At 72.0% G+C, this 18,261-nt stretch carries 19 protein-coding genes; 11 read left to right on the forward strand and 8 right to left on the reverse strand.

The window, feature by feature from the left end; translation table 11 throughout:
* Nucleotides 1–21: 21 nt before the first annotated feature.
* The 6 genes from ACZ3YL_RS11660 (at nucleotide 22) to ACZ3YL_RS11685 (ending at nucleotide 5,673) form a co-directional block, all read left to right on the forward strand.
* Nucleotides 22–672 (forward strand): histidine phosphatase family protein, encoded by a 651-nt coding sequence (locus tag ACZ3YL_RS11660; protein ID WP_465657003.1) that lies wholly within the window; start codon nucleotides 22–24, stop codon nucleotides 670–672.
* Between the two features lie 150 nt (nucleotides 673–822).
* Nucleotides 823–1,428 (forward strand): TlpA family protein disulfide reductase, encoded by a 606-nt coding sequence (locus tag ACZ3YL_RS11665; protein WP_465656835.1) that lies wholly within the window; start codon nucleotides 823–825, stop codon nucleotides 1,426–1,428.
* Entirely contained in the window at nucleotides 1,425–2,213 is a 789-nt protein-coding gene (locus tag ACZ3YL_RS11670) for a cytochrome c biogenesis CcdA family protein (protein WP_465656837.1), read from the forward strand. The genes ACZ3YL_RS11665 and ACZ3YL_RS11670 overlap by 4 nt, the downstream gene beginning before the upstream one ends.
* Nucleotides 2,214–2,215: 2 nt before the next feature.
* The gene (resB, locus tag ACZ3YL_RS11675) at nucleotides 2,216–4,012 is read left to right on the forward strand and encodes a cytochrome c biogenesis protein ResB (protein ID WP_317621509.1); all 1,797 of its coding nucleotides are present in this window, start codon (nucleotides 2,216–2,218) and stop codon (nucleotides 4,010–4,012) included.
* Nucleotides 4,013–4,015: 3 nt separating this feature from the next.
* Entirely contained in the window at nucleotides 4,016–5,146 is a 1,131-nt protein-coding gene (gene ccsB / locus ACZ3YL_RS11680) for a c-type cytochrome biogenesis protein CcsB (protein WP_188309824.1), read from the forward strand.
* Between the two features lie 119 nt (nucleotides 5,147–5,265).
* Nucleotides 5,266–5,673 carry a hypothetical protein gene (locus ACZ3YL_RS11685; protein ID WP_188309823.1) on the forward strand — a complete coding sequence of 136 codons (408 nt, stop codon included), beginning with the start codon at nucleotides 5,266–5,268 and terminating at the stop codon, nucleotides 5,671–5,673.
* A 16-nt stretch (nucleotides 5,674–5,689) separates the two neighbouring features.
* Here the strand turns inward: ACZ3YL_RS11685 and ACZ3YL_RS11690 are convergent, their stop codons facing one another.
* Nucleotides 5,690–6,742, reverse strand: coding sequence for a ScbA/BarX family gamma-butyrolactone biosynthesis protein (locus tag ACZ3YL_RS11690; RefSeq protein WP_465656840.1), 1,053 nt, complete (start codon nucleotides 6,740–6,742; stop codon nucleotides 5,690–5,692).
* Nucleotides 6,743–7,093: 351 nt separating this feature from the next.
* On the opposite strand from ACZ3YL_RS11690, the gene ACZ3YL_RS11695 reads away from it, so the two are divergent.
* The gene (locus tag ACZ3YL_RS11695) at nucleotides 7,094–7,711 is read left to right on the forward strand and encodes a ScbR family autoregulator-binding transcription factor (protein ID WP_465656842.1); all 618 of its coding nucleotides are present in this window, start codon (nucleotides 7,094–7,096) and stop codon (nucleotides 7,709–7,711) included.
* Between the two features lie 96 nt (nucleotides 7,712–7,807).
* On the opposite strand, the gene ACZ3YL_RS11700 is transcribed toward ACZ3YL_RS11695, so the two are convergent.
* The 4 genes from ACZ3YL_RS11700 to ACZ3YL_RS11715 all read right to left on the reverse strand — a co-directional run bounded on the left by ACZ3YL_RS11700 (nucleotide 7,808) and on the right by ACZ3YL_RS11715 (nucleotide 11,487).
* A complete protein-coding gene (locus tag ACZ3YL_RS11700; protein WP_188309820.1) occupies nucleotides 7,808–8,419 on the reverse strand; it encodes a ScbR family autoregulator-binding transcription factor in 612 nt (203 codons plus the stop codon).
* 259 nt (nucleotides 8,420–8,678) lie between these two features.
* The gene (locus tag ACZ3YL_RS11705) at nucleotides 8,679–8,885 is read right to left on the reverse strand and encodes an acyl-CoA carboxylase epsilon subunit (RefSeq protein ID WP_188309819.1); all 207 of its coding nucleotides are present in this window, start codon (nucleotides 8,883–8,885) and stop codon (nucleotides 8,679–8,681) included.
* A gap of 72 nt (nucleotides 8,886–8,957) precedes the next feature.
* A complete protein-coding gene (locus tag ACZ3YL_RS11710; protein WP_188309818.1) occupies nucleotides 8,958–10,559 on the reverse strand; it encodes an acyl-CoA carboxylase subunit beta in 1,602 nt (533 codons plus the stop codon).
* 451 nt (nucleotides 10,560–11,010) lie between these two features.
* A complete protein-coding gene (locus ACZ3YL_RS11715; protein ID WP_465656845.1) occupies nucleotides 11,011–11,487 on the reverse strand; it encodes a PLD nuclease N-terminal domain-containing protein in 477 nt (158 codons plus the stop codon).
* 94 nt (nucleotides 11,488–11,581) lie between these two features.
* Between ACZ3YL_RS11715 and ACZ3YL_RS11720 the strand changes: the two genes are divergently transcribed.
* Nucleotides 11,582–13,039 carry a menaquinone biosynthesis decarboxylase gene (locus ACZ3YL_RS11720; protein ID WP_465656847.1) on the forward strand — a complete coding sequence of 486 codons (1,458 nt, stop codon included), beginning with the start codon at nucleotides 11,582–11,584 and terminating at the stop codon, nucleotides 13,037–13,039.
* Complete coding sequence (mqnP, locus tag ACZ3YL_RS11725) at nucleotides 13,027–13,932, forward strand: menaquinone biosynthesis prenyltransferase MqnP (RefSeq protein WP_465657005.1); 906 nt, start codon at nucleotides 13,027–13,029, stop codon at nucleotides 13,930–13,932. The genes ACZ3YL_RS11720 and mqnP overlap by 13 nt, the downstream gene beginning before the upstream one ends.
* 96 nt (nucleotides 13,933–14,028) lie before the next feature.
* Here the strand turns inward: mqnP and ACZ3YL_RS11730 are convergent, their stop codons facing one another.
* Both ACZ3YL_RS11730 and ACZ3YL_RS11735 read right to left on the reverse strand, forming a co-directional pair.
* Nucleotides 14,029–14,784: an alpha/beta fold hydrolase gene (locus tag ACZ3YL_RS11730; protein WP_188305617.1), complete on the reverse strand. Its 756-nt coding sequence runs from the start codon at nucleotides 14,782–14,784 to the stop codon at nucleotides 14,029–14,031.
* A 127-nt stretch (nucleotides 14,785–14,911) separates the two neighbouring features.
* Entirely contained in the window at nucleotides 14,912–16,138 is a 1,227-nt protein-coding gene (locus ACZ3YL_RS11735; protein ID WP_188305618.1) for an FAD-dependent oxidoreductase, read from the reverse strand.
* Nucleotides 16,139–16,235: 97 nt separating this feature from the next.
* On the opposite strand from ACZ3YL_RS11735, the gene ACZ3YL_RS11740 reads away from it, so the two are divergent.
* Complete coding sequence (locus ACZ3YL_RS11740) at nucleotides 16,236–17,030, forward strand: TetR/AcrR family transcriptional regulator (protein WP_465656849.1); 795 nt, start codon at nucleotides 16,236–16,238, stop codon at nucleotides 17,028–17,030.
* Between the two features lie 19 nt (nucleotides 17,031–17,049).
* Entirely contained in the window at nucleotides 17,050–17,418 is a 369-nt protein-coding gene (locus ACZ3YL_RS11745; protein WP_188305620.1) for a VOC family protein, read from the forward strand.
* Between the two features lie 66 nt (nucleotides 17,419–17,484).
* On the opposite strand, the gene ACZ3YL_RS11750 is transcribed toward ACZ3YL_RS11745, so the two are convergent.
* Nucleotides 17,485–18,201, reverse strand: coding sequence for an MOSC domain-containing protein (locus ACZ3YL_RS11750; RefSeq protein ID WP_188305621.1), 717 nt, complete (start codon nucleotides 18,199–18,201; stop codon nucleotides 17,485–17,487).
* Between the last annotated feature and the right edge of the window lie 60 nt (nucleotides 18,202–18,261).

Genomic DNA, 18,261 nt, shown 5'->3' on the forward strand with positions numbered 1-18,261 from the left:
GAGATCACCGTCGTCCATGTGATGCGCCACGGTGAGGTGCACAACCCGGAGGGCGTCCTGTACGGGCGGCTGCCCGACTACCACCTGTCCGAGCTGGGCCGGCAGATGGCCGACCGGGTCGCCGAGGACCTCGCCGGGCGGGACATCACCCACGTGGTGGCCTCCCCGCTGGAGCGGGCCCAGGAGACCGCCGAGCCGATCGCCAAGGCCCACGGCCTGGACGTCGCGGTGGACGGGCGGCTGATCGAGGCGGAGAACGTCTTCGAGGGCAAGACCTTCGGCGTCGGCGACGGCTCGCTGCGCAACCCGGGCTACTGGAAGTACCTCACCAACCCGTTCAAGCCGTCCTGGGGCGAGCCGTACCTCGACCAGGTGGTGCGGATGATGGGCGCGCTCGGCGCCGCCCGGGACGCCGCCCGCGGGCACGAGGCGGTCTGCGTCAGCCACCAGCTGCCGATCTGGATCCTCCGTTCCTTCGTGGAGCGCCGCCGGCTCTGGCACGACCCGCGCAACCGGCAGTGCTCGCTGGCCTCGCTGACCAGCTTCACCTTCGAGGGCGACAAGATCGTCTCGGTCGGCTACCGCGAGCCGGCCCGCGACCTGCTGCCCGCGCACCTGGTCGGCAAGGGCCGCAAGGGCGACAAGCCGGTGGGCAAGAGCTTCGGCGCGTGAGGCCGTAAGCGGTGCGTAAGTATGACTTCGGGTCACCTGGCGAGCGCCGGGTGACCCGAAGTCTTCGCAGCTCAGACGGGGTGCGGCGCGCAAGGTAGGACCCCGGCGAACCCGCTCGGAACTCCATGCGAAACTTTTCACATGTCTGCCATGAGGCGCCCCCGTCCCCGTGTCGCCGCAGCCGCCGCCACAGCCGCCGCCGCTGCGCTCGTCCTCACCGGCTGTTCCTCCTCGGGCTCGTCGAGCAGCAGCGAAGGACAGGTCGGTTTCGTCACCGTCAAGGGGACCAACCTGGCGAAGGCGGACGCCGGCAAGCGCGGAGACGCGCCGGACATCACCGGGGAGACCCTGGAGGGCAACCAGGTCAAGCTCTCGGACTACCGCGGCAAGGTCGTGGTGCTGAACGTCTGGGGCTCCTGGTGCGGACCGTGCCGAGCCGAGGCGAAGAACCTCCAGGCCGTCGCGGACGAGTACAAGGACAAGGGCGTCCAGTTCCTCGGCATCAACACCCGGGACACCGACAAGACCAACGCCGTCCGCTTCGAGCAGGAGCAGGGCGTCTCCTTCCCGAGCATCTTCGACCCGGCCGGCACCCAGCTGCTCAAGTTCCCCAGGAACAGCCTCAACCCGCAGTCCATCCCGACCACCCTGGTCGTCGACCGCGACGGCAGGCTGGCCGCCCGCGCCGTCGGCGGGACGACCCAGGAGGCGCTGGAGTCGATCGTCCAGCCGGTGGTCGCGGAGCAGCAGCAGTGAGTGGGCCGCTGCCACCCGCCGGACTCCCGCTGGCCGACACCTTCACCACCGTGCAGAGCGGGGCGCTGCTCGCCGCGGCGCCGGTCGCGCTGGCGGCCGGGCTGGTGTCGTTCTTCTCGCCCTGCGTGCTGCCGCTGGTGCCCGGCTACCTGTCGTACGTGACCGGCTTCTCCGCCGCCGACCTCGCCGACGCCCGCGGCGCCAGGCGCGGCCGGATGCTGCTCGGGGCGACGCTGTTCATCCTCGGCTTCACCGTGGTCTTCGTCTCGGGCGGGGCGCTGTTCGGCCAGTTCGGCAACACCCTGCAGGAGCACAAGCGGGTCATCTCGATCGTGCTCGGCGCCCTCACCGTGGTGATGGGCCTGGCCTTCATGGGCCTCGTCCCCGGCCTGAGCATGCGTGAGGTGCGCTCGCACCGCCGTCCGGCCGTCGGCCTGCTCGGCGCGCCGCTGCTGGGCATGGTGTTCGGCATCGGCTGGACGCCCTGCATCGGCCCGACCCTCGCCGCCGTCCAGACCCTCTCCCTGAACCAGGCGGACGCGGCGCGCGGGGCCCTGCTGATGGTCTTCTACTGCCTGGGCCTCGGCGTACCGTTCATCGTGGCCGCGCTGGCCTTCCGCCGGGCGCTGGGCGCCTTCGGGTGGGTCAAGCGGCACTACCCGCTCGTGATGCGGATCGGTGGCGGCATGCTCGTCGCGGTCGGTCTGCTGCTCGTCACCGGGGTCTGGGATTCCTGGATGAGCGAACTGCAGTCCTGGACCGCCGACTCCCAGATCGGAATCTGACCGTGAGCAAGACCACGACCGATACCGAGCTGCCCCCGGCGCCGGACGACACCGCCGCCGAACGGCTCAGCACCGCGCCGGTCGAGTCCGATGGACCGATCGGCATAGGGGTGCTCGGCTGGGCGCGCTGGATGTGGCGTCAGCTGACCTCGATGCGGGTCGCGCTGATCCTGCTGTTCCTGCTGTCGCTGGCCGCCATCCCGGGCTCGCTGATCCCGCAGAACGGCCAGAACCAGTTCAAGGTGCAGACCTGGAAGGCGCAGCACACCACGGTCGCGCCGATCTACGAGAAGCTCCAGCTGTTCGACGTCTACAGCTCGGTCTGGTTCTCCGCGATCTACATCCTGCTGTTCGTCTCGCTGGCCGGCTGCATCATCCCGCGCACCTGGCAGTTCGTCGGCGTGCTGCGCTCCCAGCCGCCGGCCGCGCCGCGCAACCTGACCCGGATGCCGGTGTACGCGGCCTGGCGCACCGGGGCGGACCCGGAGCGGGTGAACGCCGCCGCCCACCGGCTGCTGCGCAAGCGCGGCTTCCGGGCCAACCTGGCCGGCGGCTCGGTGGCCGCCGAGAAGGGGTACCTGCGCGAGGTCGGCAACCTGCTGTTCCACCTGTCGCTGTTCGCGCTGCTCGGCGGCTTCGCCTGGGCCAGCCTGGCCTCCGGCACCGGCGGCAAGCTGATCGTCGAGGGCCAGGGCTACTCCAACACCATCACCCAGCTCGACGACTTCACCGGCACCCGGTTCTACGGCAACCAGGACCTCGACCCCTTCTACCTGAAGCTCGACGACTTCACCTCCAAGTTCCAGAACACCGGTGACCAGATGGGCGCCGCCCGGCAGTTCACCGCGAACGTGGAGTACTACCAGGGCAGCGACGAGTCGAAGCTGAAGAAGGGCTCGATCGAGGTCAACCACCCGCTGGAGATCGGCGGCAGCAAGGTCTACCTGATCGGCCACGGCTACGCCCCGGTGATCACCGTGAAGAACGGCAAGGGCGACGTGGTCTACCACGACGTCGTGCCGTTCCTGCCGCAGGACGCCAACCTGACCTCGACCGGCGTGGTGAAGGTCTCCGACTACGGCGTCGGCCCGGACGGCAACAAGACCCAGCTGGGCTTCTCCGGCTTCTTCCTGCCGACCGCCCCGCTGAGCTTCGCGGGCACCGGCCCGATCTCGCTGTTCCCCGGCGACGCCGCCCCCGAGCTGGTGCTGAACGCCTTCTCCGGCGACCTCGGCACCGACTCCGGCCTGCCGCAGAACATCTACCAGCTGAACACCGCCCGGCTCACCCAGATGAAGCAGGACGACCAGCCGGCCAAGGCCCTGCTCAAGCCCGGCCAGGCCTGGGAGCTGCCGGACGGCTACGGCACCGTCACCTTCGAGGGCTACAAGCAGTGGGCGAGCTTCAACGTCTCGCACCGCCCCGGCAACGAGATCGCGCTCACCGGCGCCGTCCTGGCGATCCTCGGCCTGATCGGCTCACTGTTCATCCAGCGTCGCCGGATCTGGGTGCGGGCGGTGGCCCTGCCGGGCGGCGGCACCCAGGTGGAGCTGGCCGGGCTGGCCCGCAGCGAGTCGGCGAAGATCGCCGAGGAGCTGGCCGAACTCGCGGTGGACCTCCAGGACGACGCCCCGGCGTCGGAGGAGGACCCCCCGGGGTCGGCGGAGGCCGCGGACGAGGAGACCGGCGCGACACCCGAGGGCCCCGCACCCGGGGGCCCCGCACCCGAACAGCCCGCAGCAGAAGACCCCGCAGCAGAAGACCCCACAGCCCCTGCCGACCAGAACTCCAAGGAGTAGACGGTGCACCTCGCCTCGGGAGTCGACCCACACCTGGCCGACCTCTCCAACAAGCTGATCTATTCGGCGATGGCGGTCTACACGATCGCCATGTTCGCCCACATGTTCGAGTGGACGTTCGGCAGCAAGGGCGCGGTCGCCGTCCGCTCCAAGGAGCAGTCGGGCAACCTGGCCGAGACCGTCGCCGCCGCGGAGCCCAAGGCCGCCAAGAAGGTCACCGTCACCGTGGCCGGGGCGAAGGGCGGCACCACCACGCTCACCCGCACTGTCCTGGCGGGCGAGGGCGCGACGGTGGTCACCGGCGGCCGCGGCGACGAGGACGTGGACGGCCCGGGCGCGGCCGGCACCAGCGAGAAGGCCGACCTGGCCGGCCGGATCGCGGTCTCGCTGACCGTCCTGGCGGTGCTGCTGCACGGCGGCGGCATCGTCGCCCGCGGCCTCTCGGTGTCCCGCTGGCCGTGGGGCAACATGTACGAGTTCTCCTGCGCCTTCGCCTTCGCGATGACGGCCGCCTACCTGGTGCTGCTGGCCGCGCGGAAGAACGTCCGCTGGCTCGGCCTGCCGGTCGCCGTCGCGGTGCTGCTGACCCTCGGCATCGCCACCCAGGTGCTGTACACCGACTCCGAGCAGCTCGTCCCGGCGCTGCACTCGTACTGGCTGGCGATCCACGTCTCCACCGCGATCTTCTGCGGCGGCGCCTTCTACGCGGCGTTCATCGCCACACTGCTGTACCTGGGCAAGGACTCCTTCGACAAGCGCATGGCGGCCGGCCTGACCACCGGCCCGCTGGGCACCGCACCCTCGATCTGGCGCCGGCTGCCCGCCGCGTCCACCTTCGACAAGCTGTCGTACCGGATCAACGCCCTGGTCTTCCCGCTGTGGACGTTCACCATCATCGCGGGCGCGATCTGGGCCGAGGCCGCCTGGGGCAAGTACTGGGAGTGGGACCCGAAGGAGACCTGGTCGTTCATCACCTGGGTCGCCTACGCCTGCTACCTGCACGCCCGCGCGACGGCCGGCTGGAAGGGCCGCAAGGCCGCCTACCTGGCGCTGGCGGCCTTCGCCTGCTGGCTCTTCAACTACTACGGCGTGAACATCTTCGTCACCGGCAAGCACTCGTACGCGGGGATCTGACCGGGGCACCCACCCATCGGCCCGGCTTTCCACAGGAGGTGGCCGGGCCGAGGTGTAACGGGGTAGTGCGTGCCGGCCGCCCGTGCCGGTACGGGGAGGAACGAGGAGGAGATCGCGCAATGGAGTGCGACGAGGTCATGCTGACCGTCCGAATCACCGCCGCCGAGCAGCTGCTGCTCCGTCGGCTCGCCCAAGGGCACCGGAGCGACGTGTCCGAAGTGGTGGCCGACGCTCTGCTGGACATCATCCCCACGCTCAGCGCGCCGGGGGACGCCTACCGGCTGCTGAGCGCCCTCGCGACGCCGGCGCCGTGCGCGCTGACGGTCTGGCTGCCGACCGCGCTGGCCGACCTGCTGGCGCCCGGCGCGGCCCGGATCGCCCAGATCACCGACGTCCGGATCGAGTCGGCCAGCGCGGCGCTGGGCGCGGCGCTGCGGCTCTGGCTGGCCCAGGACCCGGTCCGGCTGGCGGCCAACCTCAGCGTGATGCACGCCGGGCGGCGGCCGGCCGCCCTGGTGGCCGCCTGACGGAGGCGGGTGGGGCTCAGCCGGCCAGCGGCAGCAGTCCCGGTACGGCGGGGCGGCCCTCGAAGGCGTCCCGCCGGACCGGCACCCGCGGACCGTCCACCGGCTCGGCGAGCAGTCGGCACTCGGCCGCCGTCCGCCCGTCCTGGTCCAGTCGGACCAGGACGGGGGTGCGGCGGCCGTCCGGTGTCCGCTCCCGGACGGCCCGCACGTAGCAGGGCCGGTCCAGTTCGATGTAGCGCTCGAAGGAGGTCACCAGCTCGACCGGCGCCACCGGCTCGGGGTGGTGCAGTCGCTGGGCGGCCTGCCGGGCGGCCTCCAGCACCAGCATCCCGGGAACGTGGTCCAGCTCGTGGTCGAACAGCACCGGGTGCCGGGCGTCGGCGCGCAGCAGCCAGGTGTCCGGCCGCAGGGTCGGGCTGAGCACCACGTCCGCGGGCTGGGCCCGGCCGACGAGTTCGGGCGCGGCGGGTTCGGGCGGCAGCGGCGGGGTGACGGCGTGCCGGCCGGGGCCGCGCAGCCGCTCGTACGAGGCGGGGGTGATCACCCGCAGCTGGCCGGAGCCGTGGCCGATCCGCAGGCCGTCCCGGGTGATCTCGGCGTGCACCCGCAGCGAGGCCAGCCGGCCGTGCCGCATCCGGACGTCCTGGCAGCCGACGGTGAGCATCAGCGCGGCGGGGCCGCCGGTGACGGCGAGGCCCGGCAGGCCGGCCTCGCCGAGCGCGTAGCCGAGGTCCTCCATGACGAAGTGGTGGTCGCGCGGCACTCCGAAGCCGGCGTGGCCGATCAGCAGCCCGGCCTGCCGGACGGTCTCGGCGATCAGCACCGGGTCGTGGTAGCGGTCCCCGGGCAGCCGGTAGAAGCCGTGCAGCCGGGGCCACTGGGCGCCGAGCAGGAAGTCGTACGGGCCGGTGGCCTGCCAGCCGGTGAGGAAGACCTCGGAGACCGCGGCGCGGTGCACCAGGTGCCGGGAGACGGTCCGGTCGTGGAAGTCGTAGCCGGACGGGGGGCCGGGACGGGGGCCGGGGTTGGCGTACGGGCCGAGGGAGTCCGGCTCTACGATCAATGGCATGACTGGCCCCAGCTCCAGGGTGTCGGTCGAGCGTCCGCACGGACGCCCCACAGCAAAACATACATACCACCCGGTTTGTCTTCTGTGGCCGGGGGTGGACCCGCCGCCAGGCCCGGACAGACCACGCTACCTGGCCCCTGGTCTGCGGTGATGCTTGAAACGGGGGAGGGCAGACCTTGGGCGGGGGGAGGTCCCCCCTGGACGGCGGGGTCGACATAGGCGCTAGATTAGATACCAACCATGCGGTTTCGGCCAGTGCCGTCCGCATGCGAGGCGCCGCCTCCGACCGAGGGCGCGCCGACAGCAGCCGGGTGGGGCGGGGAGCGCGTCCGGCGGAGTCCGGAGGGGTCAGTGGTCAAGCAGGAACGCGCGGGGCGGACCAGGCAGGCCGTGTTGCTCGCTGCCGCGGACGCCTTCGCGGGGGTCGGATTCGAGGCCGCGAGCCTGGTCGACATCAGTCGCCGGGCCGGGGTGAGCAAGGGCGCCCTCTACTTCCACTTCGTGTCCAAGCAGGCCCTGGCCGACGGAGTGCGGACCGCCGCCGGGCGGGAGATCGGTGCGGCCGCCCTGCGCGCGCTGCGCTCCGAGGACCGGGCCGTCCAGGGGCTGATCGACTTCTCGTACGAGTTGGCCCGGCTGCTGCGCGAGGACGTGGTGGTGCGGGCCGGTGTCCGGCTCGGCCGCCAGGGCCCGCGCCCGGACGGCGGCCCAGGCGGGCCGGACACCGCCTGGCGCAGCCTCGCCGCCGTCGTCCACCGCCTGCTGGACCGCGCCGAGCGGGCCGGCGAACTGCGCCCGGGGGCGGACCGGCGGGCCTGCGCCGAACTGCTCACCGCGGTGGTGGCCGGCCAGGTGCTGCTGGCCGCCGAGGAGACCGGCCGTCCGGCGCCGGAGGCCGTCCGGCGGCTCTGGACGGCCGCGCTGGCCGCCCTGGTGGGACCGGACGACTGCGCCGGGTACCGGGTCTAGCGCCCGCCGGCCGGGACCAGCCGCGTTCGGCGACGCTCGGCCGTGTTCCGCGACGCTCAGCCGCGTTCGGCGACGCTCGGCCGTGCTCGGCGGAGCTCAGCCGCGTTCGGCGACGCTCAGCCGGGCGAGCGCGTGCGGCTGGACCAGCCCCGGCAGGATCAGCGTCCACAGGTCGGCCATCCGCTGGATCAGGTCCTGCCGGTCGGCCAGCACCTGGGAGCTCAGCTGGATCCCGGTCACCGCGCCGGTGATCACCCCGGAGGCCGCGGCCAGGTCGACCCCCGGGTGGAGGTCGCCGGCCTCCCGGGCGCGCTCCAGCAGCCCCCGGACGAGGTCCATCCAGCCCTGGTAGGCGGCGATCTGCGGCTGGGTGAAGCTGCCGTGCTCGATCGTCAGCCGGATGCTGCCGCGCACCAGCGGGTCCTCCTGGAGTGCGCGGGCGAACGCGTACCCGAGGTCGATCAGGGTCTGCACCGGGCTGTCCGAGGTCGGCTCCCAGGTGGCGATCCAGGCGCCCTGGCCCTCGATCACGGCGAGCGCCAGCTCTTCCTTGGAGTGGAAGTGGAAGTACAGCGCGCCCTTGGTGACGCCGGCCCGGTCCAGGATCTCGGACATCGTGGCGGCGGCGTAGCCCCGCTCGTCGAACACCTCGGCCGCCGCGAGGAGTACCGTCTGGCGGGTCGCCAGCGCGCGGGCCTGCCTGGCCATCGCAGCCTCCCTGGAAAGTTCTCTACCTCGGCAGCCGCCGATCCTATGGGGGCCGACGGGGCGACGGGCTCGAAACCGTCCGGTAGGTATCCTACCGAGCCGCTTCGGGCCCGGTCGGTCGGCCACGAACGGCGGGTGCCCGCCGCCGGACCGGCCGCGGGCACGCTCCGGCGGGGCCCGCCGGACGGCCCGACGGCCGGTCACCCGAAGGGGGTGACCGGCCGTCGGGGCCTGTCTTCGGTGCCGGGGCACGGAACCGTCAGGCGGCCTGCTGCCAGCTGACCGGGGAGTAGTACGCCGGGCGGCGCTCCAGGCGCTGCCAGCTGGCGATCGGCTCGACCTGCGCGGCGGCGGCCTGCTGCGCGACGGCGGCGCGAGCCGCCAGCACGGCGGTGAGGGCGGCGAGTTCCTCGTCGGAGAGGCTGCCGCGGACGATACGGACGAGGGGTTCGGCGGAAGCGGTCATGTCCTGGTTTCTCCCCCGGTTGGTGTGGCGTGCGGTGGTGGTCGGTGCGGTCCGCAGCGGCGGTCCGCAGCGCTACATCGGCGGGTTGCCGTGCTTGCGGCTCGGCAGGTCGGCGTGCTTGGTACGGAGCATCGCCAGGGCGGAGGCGATCACCTGGCGGGTCTCGGCCGGGTCGATGACGTCGTCCACGAGGCCGCGCTCGGCCGCGTAGTACGGGTGCATCAGCTCGCTCTTGTATTCCTTGATCTTCTGGGCGCGCATGGCGTCCGGGTCCTCGGCGCCGTTGATCTCGCGGCGGAAGATGACGTTGGCGGCGCCCTCGGCACCCATCACCGCGATCTCGTTGGTGGGCCACGCGTAGGACAGGTCCGCACCGATGGAGCGGGAGTCCATGACGATGTAGGCGCCGCCGTAGGCCTTGCGCAGGATCAGCGAGATGCGCGGCACGGTGGCGTTGCAGTACGCGTACAGCAGCTTGGCGCCGTGCCGGATGATGCCGCCGTGCTCCTGGTCGACGCCGGGCAGGAAGCCGGGCACGTCCAGCAGGGTGACCAGCGGGATGTTGAAGGCGTCGCACATCTGGACGAAGCGCGCGGCCTTCTCGCTGGCGTTGATGTCCAGCACGCCGGCCAGCGACTGCGGCTGGTTGGCGATGATGCCGGTGACGTGGCCGTCGACCCGCGCCAGCACGCACAGCACGTTGGTGGCCCAGCGCTCGTGGACCTCCAGGTACTCGCCGTGGTCGACGATCTCCTCGATGACCTTGCGCATGTCGTACGGGCGGTTGCCGTCGGCGGGCACCAGGTCCAGCAGGCTGTCGTTGCGGCGCTCGACCGGGTCCTCGCTGACCACGGACGGCGGCATCTCGCGGTTGTTCTGCGGCAGCAGCGACAGGAGGTAGCGGACCTCCTCGATGCAGGACTGCTCGTCGTCGTAGACGAAGTGCGAGACGCCCGAGACGCCGGCGTGCACGTCGGCGCCGCCCAGGCCGTTCTGGCTGATCTTCTCGCCGGTAACGGCCTGGACCACGTCCGGGCCGGTGATGAACATCTGCGAGGTCTCGCGGACCATGAAGACGAAGTCGGTCAGCGCGGGGGAGTACGCGGCGCCGCCGGCGCACGGGCCGAGCATCACCGAGATCTGCGGGATGACGCCGGAGGCCTTGGTGTTGCGCTGGAAGATGCCGCCGTAACCGGCCAGGGCGGTGACGCCCTCCTGGATGCGGGCGCCGGCGCCGTCGTTCAGCGAGACCAGCGGGGCACCGGCCGCGATGGCCATGTCCATGATCTTGTGGATCTTCTGCGCGTGGGCCTCGCCCAGCGCGCCGCCGAAGATCCGGAAGTCGTGCGCGTAGGTGAAGACGGTGCGCCCGTGCACGGTGCCCCAGCCGACGATCACGCCGTCGGTGTGGGGCTTCTTGGCCTCCAGGCCGAAGCCCTGGGCGCGGTGCCGGCGCAGCGGCTCGACCTCGCGGAAGGAGCCCTCGTCCAGCAGCAGGTCGATGCGCTCGCGGGCGGTCAGCTTGCCCTTCGCGTGCTGGGCCTCCGTGGCCTTGTCGCTCGGGCCGCGGCGCACCTTCTCGCGGAGCTCGTGGAGCTCGGCGACCCGCCCCTTGGCGTCGACCGGGACCTCGGGGACCTCGCCGCCGACCGGCGCCTCATGCACAACCGTCATCTCGAACCACTCCAAGGGTGAGGGAACTGTCCGACAGCCAACGTCTGCTGTGCCCCCAGCTGCGAATCAACTTCTTCACTTATGACTGTACGAGGGGCCGTGCGCTGGTTTCGGCGTCGATTCCGTACAAGGTCGAGTTCGTTTAGCTGTCAGGCCTGTACAGAAGCGGCCGGTTCGAAGGCTGTGCGCTCGGTGTCCGTTCGAATACCGGGGGTTGTCGGGCAGGTGATGGTCCGATGATCTGAGCATGAAGAAAAGCGCAGGTCAGGGCCGTCTCACAGCACTGTAGGACGGCCGTCTAGGGTACGGCTCAAGCGGTGCTCAATCCCGGCGCCGGGAAGGACCCGATACGCGCCAGAGGGTTCACAGTCGTAGGGAAGCGCCAAAAACGCCACAGCCCACCCGTGGGTGCCCGGGTGGGCTGTTCGAGGGAGCGGCCGAACCGCTCCGATCAGCTCTTTCGTCCGTCCTCGGGCTCTTCCCCGCCACGCAGTTCCTGCTCCCGGCGGCGCAGATCGGCCTCCCACTGCCGGAGCATGTCCTCGTGGTCCTTGTCGCCCTTGTGCAAGGACCCGCCCTTCTGCGGCGGCTCGCCCTTCCCCGACGACTCGTTCCCCAGGGACGCCAGGAACTCCGGATCGTCGTCCGGCGCCACCTGCCGCCCGCCGCGCGGGGCGCCGAACCCCGGCCGGCTGCCGGCGGCCGGCAGCCCCGGGCGCCCGTCCGGCCCGCCGGTCCGCAGGAAGCCGCGCTGCTTGCCGGCCACCAGCCAGGCGATCGGGCCGAGTGGCGGGAAGAGCAGCACGATGATCAGCCAGATCGGCTTCGGCAGGTACTTCACCTCGTCCTCGGGCGTGACCAGGCAGTCGATGAACGCCCACACCCACAGCGCGATCGGAAGGACGATGGTCAGAAGAATCCTCAGCACGGCTGCGATCTCCCCCCGGCGAGGGCGGTAGCGGCGGGCGCCTCCCGGGGCCCTTGACGCAAGCCAGGCTATCGGGTGGCGGATACTGACAGGCATGGCATACGACGATCTCCGCTCGTTTCTCCGGGCCCTCGACCGCGAGGGCGATCTCAAGCGCATCAAGGCGGAGGTGGACCCCCACCTGGAGATCGGCGAGATCGTCGATCGGGTACAGAAGGCCAAGGGCCCGGCGCTGCTGTTCGAGAACGTCAAGGGCTCGTCGATGCCGCTCGCGATGAACGTCTTCGGCACCGAACGGCGGCTCGCCAAGTCGCTCGGCCTCAAGGGTCCGGAGGACATCTCCGAGAAGATCGCCGGTCTGCTCAAGCCCGAACTGCCGCAGGGCTTCACCGGGTTCCGGGACGCCTTCGGCAAGCTCGCCTCGATGGCGCACGTCCCGCCCCGGCACGTGAAGCCCGGTGACGCCCCGGTCCAGGAGGTCGTGCTCACCGGCGACGACGTCAACCTGGACGAGCTGCCCGCGCTGTTCACCTGGCCGCTGGACGGCGGCTCCTTCTTCAACCTGGGCCTGACCCACACCAAGGACCCGGACACCGGTGTCCGCAACCTCGGCCTCTACCGGCTCCAGCGGCACGACCGCCGCACCATCGGGATGCACTGGCAGATCCACAAGGACAGCCGCAACCACTACGCCGTGGCGGCCAAGCGCGGTGAGCGCCTCCCGGTCGCGATCGCCTTCGGCTGCCCGCCGGCCGTCACCTACGCGGCCACCGCGCCGCTGCCCGGCGACATCGACGAGTACCTGTTCGCCGGCTTCGTCGCGGGCGAGCGGGTCCGGATGGTCGACTGCAAGACCGTCCCGCTGCAGGTCCCGGCCGACGCCGAGGTGGTCCTGGAGGGCTGGCTGGAGCCCGGCGAGATGCTCCCCGAGGGCCCGTTCGGCGACCACACCGGCTTCTACACCCCGCAGGAGCCGTTCCCGGCGCTGACGATCGACTGCGTGACGATGCGCCGCCGTCCGATCCTGCAGTCCATCGTGGTCGGCCGCCCGCCGACGGAGGACGGCCCGCTGGGCAAGTTCACCGAGCGGTTCTTCCTGCCGCTGCTGAAGATCATCATCCCGGACATCGTCGACTACGACCTGCCCGAGGCCGGCGGCTTCCACAACTGCGTGATCGTCTCGATCGACAAGAAGTACCCCAAGCACGCCCAGAAGACGATGCACGCGATCTGGGGCGCCCACATGATGTCGCTGACCAAGCTGATCATCGTGGTGGACTCCGACTGCGACGTCCACGACTACCAGGAAGTCGCCTGGCGGGCCTTCGGGAACGTCGACTACAGCCGCGACCTCACCGTGGTCGAAGGCCCGGTCGACCACCTCGACCACGCCTCCTACCAGCAGTTCTGGGGCGGCAAGGCGGGCATCGACGCCACCCGCAAGCTCCCCGAGGAGGGCTACACCCGGGACGGCGGCTGGCCGGAGATGGTCTCCTCGGACCCGGCCACCGCCGCACTGGTGAACCGACGTTGGAAGGAATACGGACTGTGAGCACGGCGGCCGTCGAAACCCCGGGGCGCACCAGGGCGTTCCTGCGCCTGGTGATGATCGAGCACTCGGTCTTCGCCCTGCCCTTCGCCTACATCGCCGCGCTGACCGCCATGTTCCTGGCGGACAAGCGGGTGCACTGGGGCCAGTTGTTCATCGTCACCGTCTGCATGGTCGGCCTGCGCACCTTCGCGATGGCCGCCAACCGGATCATCGACCGCGAGATCGACGCCCGGAACCCGCGCACCGCCGGGCGCGAACTCGTCACCGGCGCCGTCTCGTTGAGGACGGCGTACGCCGGCTCGGCGGTCGCCCTGGTGGTGTTCCTCGGCGCGGCAGCGATGCTCAACCCGCTCTGCCTGGCCCTCGCGCCGGTGGCCGTGGTGCCCATGGTCGTCTACCCGTACGGCAAGCGGTTCACCGACTTCCCGCAGGCGATCCTGGGCCTGGCCCAGGCGATGGGCCCGGTGGGCGCCTGGCTCGCGGTGACCGGCAGCTGGTCCTGGGAGGCCGTGGTCCTCGGTGCGGCGGTCGGCATCTGGATCGGCGGCTTCGACCTGATCTACGCCTGTCAGGACGTCGAGTCCGACCGGGAGCACGGGGTCGGCTCGCCGCCGGCCCGGTTCGGCGTCCCGGCCGCCATCCGGGCCGCACGGGTCTGCCACGTCCTGACGACCCTGCTGCTCGGCTGGTTCGCGGTGCTCACCGACGCCGGCCCGGCGTTCTGGATCGGCCTGGCCGTCGTCGCGGGCGCCTTCGTCTACGAGCACACCATCGTGAAGCCGAACGACCTGTCGAGGCTCAACCGGGCGTTCTTCCAGACGAACAGCTTCGTCGGGGTCTCGCTGTTCTTCTTCGCCCTGGTCGACCTGGTCGTTCGCGGCCTCGGGATCTGACCGTCCGGATCCGACTCGCCCTGATCCGGCGGTCCCGGGACCCGACCGTCCCGGGCCGTCGGAACAGCGTGACGTGCTCCGCGGCCCGGGCGCGCGTCAGTTGTGCAGGAAGGCCTCCAGCGAGGAGGCGAGCGCCACCGGCGTCTCGTACATCGGGTAGTGCCCGCTGCCGTCGATCTCCTCCAACTCGGCGTTGGGGTAGTGCTCCAGCCAGGTCGCCCGCATGGCCTCGGCGGTCAGGGCGAGGTCGTGCGCGCCGACGATGACCTTCACCGGGACGGGGTTCCCGCTGATCCGGCGCTCCAGGTCGGCCGTCGTCCAGTCCCGGACGTACCCGTCGAAGGCCTCGGTGGTCGACAGCCGCAGGGACTGGTCGACCATCCGGTCCAGCCAGACCCGGCCGGCCCGCTGCCCGGTGACCAGGTCGAGGATCGCGTACCGCTTCTCCCGGTCCCCGGCGGCGCCGTAGAACAGCGCCTCGCCGGCCTCGTCCAGCGGGTATGCCCCGGCGGGCACCGGCGCCAGGCCGACCAGCTTGCGCACCCGCAGCGGCGCCTCGGCCAGGACCTGCTGGGCCGCCTTGCCGCCCATCGAGTGGCCGACCACGGAGAAGCGGTCCCAGCCGAGTTGGTCGGCGAGGGCGAGCGCGTCGGCGGCGATCTCGGCGAGGGTGTACGCGCCGGTCACGTCCTTGCGTTCGCCGTAGCCGCGGTAGTCGAGGAAGGCGTAGCTGAAGGCCCTGCCGTCGAGGTAGTCGAGGAAGGGGCCCCAGCCCGCGCTGGTGCCGAACCAGTCGTGCAGGACGAGGACGTGGTGGTCGCCGGTGCCGGTCACGCGGTGGGGGATCGTCATGCCGAGGGTCGTTCCCCGGAAAGCGCCCGCCCGAACGGCCGGTCCGCGTCCAGGAGTTCATCGCCGGGTGCGGCGCCGGGCGGCACCGCGGCCCCGCTCCGGGCGAGGCCGCGGTGGCCGGGCCGGTTCAGGCCGAGGGGCGTCGGGCGAAGTCCGGGGCGTGTTCCGGGCGGGGGCCGAGGGCGATCAGGCGGGAGAGGCCGAGCCGGACGGCGGGCACCCGGCGGGAGAGGGTGGCGAAGGCGGTGGGCGGTCCGGAGCGGCGGCCGGTCAGCACCGGGACGAACATCACCCCGTGCAGGACCCGTTGGAGCCGCTGCATGACCACGGTCGGCCACCAGCGGCGCCGCTGCACCCGGGCCAGGGCGGCGACGGTCGGCCGGCCGCGGCGCAGTGGTTCGGCGAGCAGGGTGGCGGCGGCGACGGCGTCCTGGATGGCGAGGTTGATGCCGACCCCGCCGGCCGGGGACATCGCGTGGGCGGCGTCGCCGATCAGCAGCAGCCCGTCGACGTACCAGCGGTCGAGCCGGTTGAGCTTGACGTCGAGCAGGTGGACGTCGTCCATCGCCGTCAACTGGTCGACCCGGTCGGCGTACTGCGGCATGATCCGGGCGATCCGGGCGCGGAAGCCCTCGACGCCCTCGGCGCGCAGCCGGGGGTCGGAGCCCTTGGAGTTGAAGTAGGCGATCTGGAAGTACTCGTCGCGGGTGATGCTGAGCGCCATCTCGCCGTCGCCGAAGCCGGGGATGAGGCTGGGCGGGGTGCTTTGCTCGTGGGCGTGCCGGGGGAGCCGGAACCACCAGACGTCGAAGGGCACCGGGTACTCCTCGGGCACCAGCCCGGCCTCCCGGCGCAGGGTGGAGTGCCGGCCGTCGGCGGCGACGGTGAGCGCGGCGCGCAGCTCGCCCTCCTCGCCGTCCCGGGTGCGGTAGCGGACGCCGACCACCCGGCCGCCCTCGCGGAGCAGCCCGGTCGCCTCGGTGTTCATCCGCACGGTGAAGGTGGGTTCCCGCCGCGCCTCCTCGACCAGGAAGTTGAGCAGGTCCCACTGCGGCATCATCGCGATGTAGTTGTACGGCGCGGGCAGCCGGTCGAAGGCGCTCAGGGTGACCTCGCCGACCCCGGGCACCGGCACCACCATGTTGCCGAGCCGGCTCTGCGGCAGGGCGGCGAACTTGCGGCCGAGGCCGAGCTCGTCCATCAGCCGCACGGTGGACGCGTGGACGGTGTCGCCGCGGAAGTCGCGCAGGAAGTCGCCGTGCTTCTCCAGCACGGTCACCTCGACTCCCGCGCGGGCCAGCATCAGGCCCAGCATCATTCCGGCCGGTCCGCCCCCGGAGACGATCACGCTCATGGCTCTCTCCCCTTCGTTCCTTCGCCGCTCGTGCTTGGAACTTGCTTATAGAGCGTCTCTGGAACCGTCTCAGGTGTCAAGTAGTACGATGTCTCACATGAACGATCTGGTGGCCGCCGCCCTCACGGCGGCGAAGGAACGGGGGCAGGACGTCGCGGACGTCCCGCTGACGGCGATCGCCTCGGCGGCCGGCATCTCGCGCAGCACCCTGCTGCGCCGGCTCGGCGGCTCCCGCGCCCCGCTGGACGAGGCGGTCCGGCGCACCGGCGTCGACCCGGGCGGACGACCGCCGGTACGGGACCGGGCGATCGAGGCGGCGGCCCACCTGGTCGCCGAACGGGGACTGGCCGGGGTGACCCTGGACGCCGTGGCCGACCGGGCCGGGTGCTCACTGCCCAGCCTGCACACCGTCTTCGAGGGGCGGGACGGCCTCTTCGTCGCCGTCTTCCTCCAGTACGGCCCGCTGCCGGACCTGGAGGCGCTCGCCGCGGACCCGCCGGAGCGCCTGGAGGACACCGTCCGGGCGATCCACCACACCTTCGCCGCGGCCTTCGACGGCGAGCCGCGGGTCCTCCCGGCGGTCTTCGCCGACCTCTTCGGCCGCCCGGACGGCCCCGCCGCCCGGATGATGGCGGCCCACCTGCCGCGGATGTTCGACGGCCTCGCCCGGCTGCTGCTGCCGCACGTCGAGGCGGGCCGGCTGCGCCCGCTGCCACTCCCCGTGCTGGTCCAGCTGATGCTCGGCCCACTGCTCAACCACGTACTGTTCAGGCCGGTGCTGGAGCCCGCCCTCGGCGCCGGGCTGCCGCCCCTGGAGGATGTGCTGGACCTGTTCGTCGAGGCCTACCTACGGGCGGTCGCCCTGCCCGGCCCCGGCCACCAGGGCCGCTGAGGAGACCGCGAGGAGAACCGTGATCGGCAAGCTGCAGTGCCTGGTCCTCGACTGTCCGGACCCGGGCCTGCTCGCCCGCTTCTACGCCGGGCTGCTCGGCGGTGAGGTCGACCGCCCGGACCCCCGCTGGTCGCTCGGCGCCGGCTGGTCCACCCTGCACCTGGACGACGGCACGGTGCTCTGCTTCCAGGCCGTCGCCGACCACCGTCCGCCCCGCTGGCCGAGCCCCGACCACCCCCAGCAGGCCCACCTGGACATCGACGTGCCGGACCTCGACGCCGCCGGGCCCGAGGTCCTCGCCCTCGGAGCGGTCCCCCTCCACGACGCCGGCGGCTGGCGCGTCTACGCGGACCCGGCGGGCCACCCCTTCTGCCTGATCCGCGGCTAGCAACGCGGGCCGCGGGTCGGTTCGACGGCTCCGACCCGCGGTTTCGCCGTCGGAGGTGCCGGTGCCTCAGTCCAGTACCAGCCGGTCGCCCAGGCGCAGCCGCCCCGGGGCGGCGACTTCGGCGAGGGCGTCGAGCCGGCCGTCGTGGGCGTGTACGAGCGCCTTGAGGATCTCGGGTGCGTGCGGCAGGCCCGGCTGCGGGGCGCCGGACATCGGGCAGCGTTCGCTGGAGCTGACGAAGGCGAGCCGGGCGCTGTCCGGGGTCTCGCCGTGGGCCCGGCGGCCGAGCCAGGTGTCCTCGACGAAGGGCGGGGTGCCGGGCGGGGTGCGCAGCACGATGTTGGGGCGGAAGCGGCGTTCGTCCACCACGGTGAAGGGGACGGCCTCGCGGACCCAGTCCAGGGTGGCGGTGGTGAGCACGCTGACCGGCAGCCGGTCGAAGTGCGGGACGGCGTCCTCGCGGGCGAGTTCGACGTCCGCGCGCTGGAGGTAGGCGCGCAGGAAGGCGGTCGGGTGGTCGACCGGGCGGCCGAGCGGGTCGAACAGTTCGGGGCCGTCGATCCGGCGGCCGAGGCGGGCGGAGAGCCGGAGCAGGCCGTCCATCCGGCGGAAGCGGCGGGTGTTCTTGCCGGAGCCGAGCTTGCCGGAGGCGTCACGGACGGCGTAGAGGCGGTCGCCGGCCAGGCCGCGCACGTCCACGTCGACGGAGTCGAGCCGCTCGCCGCCGGTGGACTTCACGGGGTAGCGCCAGAGTCGCTCGACCACTCCGATGATCTCAGCCATGGCCGGACAGCCTAGTGGCGCCACCGATGTTGGTCTAGACCAAGTGCGGGCTCCGGCGGC

The sequence above is a fragment of the Kitasatospora sp. NPDC023176 genome (assembly GCF_055560495.1).

What these genes read in the sequence shown, in the direction of transcription:
- ACZ3YL_RS11660 (WP_465657003.1), top strand. Translation starts at nt 22, where the DNA reads ATGCGCCACGGTGAGGTGCACAACCCGGAGGGCGTCCTGTACGGGCGG.
- ACZ3YL_RS11665 (WP_465656835.1), top strand. Translation starts at nt 823, where the DNA reads ATGAGGCGCCCCCGTCCCCGTGTCGCCGCAGCCGCCGCCACAGCCGCC.
- ACZ3YL_RS11685 (WP_188309823.1), top strand. Translation starts at nt 5,266, where the DNA reads ATGGAGTGCGACGAGGTCATGCTGACCGTCCGAATCACCGCCGCCGAG.
- ACZ3YL_RS11690 (WP_465656840.1), bottom strand. Translation starts at nt 6,742, where the DNA reads ATGCCATTGATCGTAGAGCCGGACTCCCTCGGCCCGTACGCCAACCCC.
- ACZ3YL_RS11700 (WP_188309820.1), bottom strand. Translation starts at nt 8,419, where the DNA reads ATGGCCAGGCAGGCCCGCGCGCTGGCGACCCGCCAGACGGTACTCCTC.
- ACZ3YL_RS11705 (WP_188309819.1), bottom strand. Translation starts at nt 8,885, where the DNA reads ATGACCGCTTCCGCCGAACCCCTCGTCCGTATCGTCCGCGGCAGCCTC.
- ACZ3YL_RS11710 (WP_188309818.1), bottom strand. Translation starts at nt 10,559, where the DNA reads ATGACGGTTGTGCATGAGGCGCCGGTCGGCGGCGAGGTCCCCGAGGTC.
- ACZ3YL_RS11720 (WP_465656847.1), top strand. Translation starts at nt 11,582, where the DNA reads ATGGCATACGACGATCTCCGCTCGTTTCTCCGGGCCCTCGACCGCGAG.
- ACZ3YL_RS11730 (WP_188305617.1), bottom strand. Translation starts at nt 14,784, where the DNA reads ATGACGATCCCCCACCGCGTGACCGGCACCGGCGACCACCACGTCCTC.
- ACZ3YL_RS11735 (WP_188305618.1), bottom strand. Translation starts at nt 16,138, where the DNA reads ATGAGCGTGATCGTCTCCGGGGGCGGACCGGCCGGAATGATGCTGGGC.
- ACZ3YL_RS11740 (WP_465656849.1), top strand. Translation starts at nt 16,236, where the DNA reads ATGAACGATCTGGTGGCCGCCGCCCTCACGGCGGCGAAGGAACGGGGG.
- ACZ3YL_RS11750 (WP_188305621.1), bottom strand. Translation starts at nt 18,201, where the DNA reads ATGGCTGAGATCATCGGAGTGGTCGAGCGACTCTGGCGCTACCCCGTG.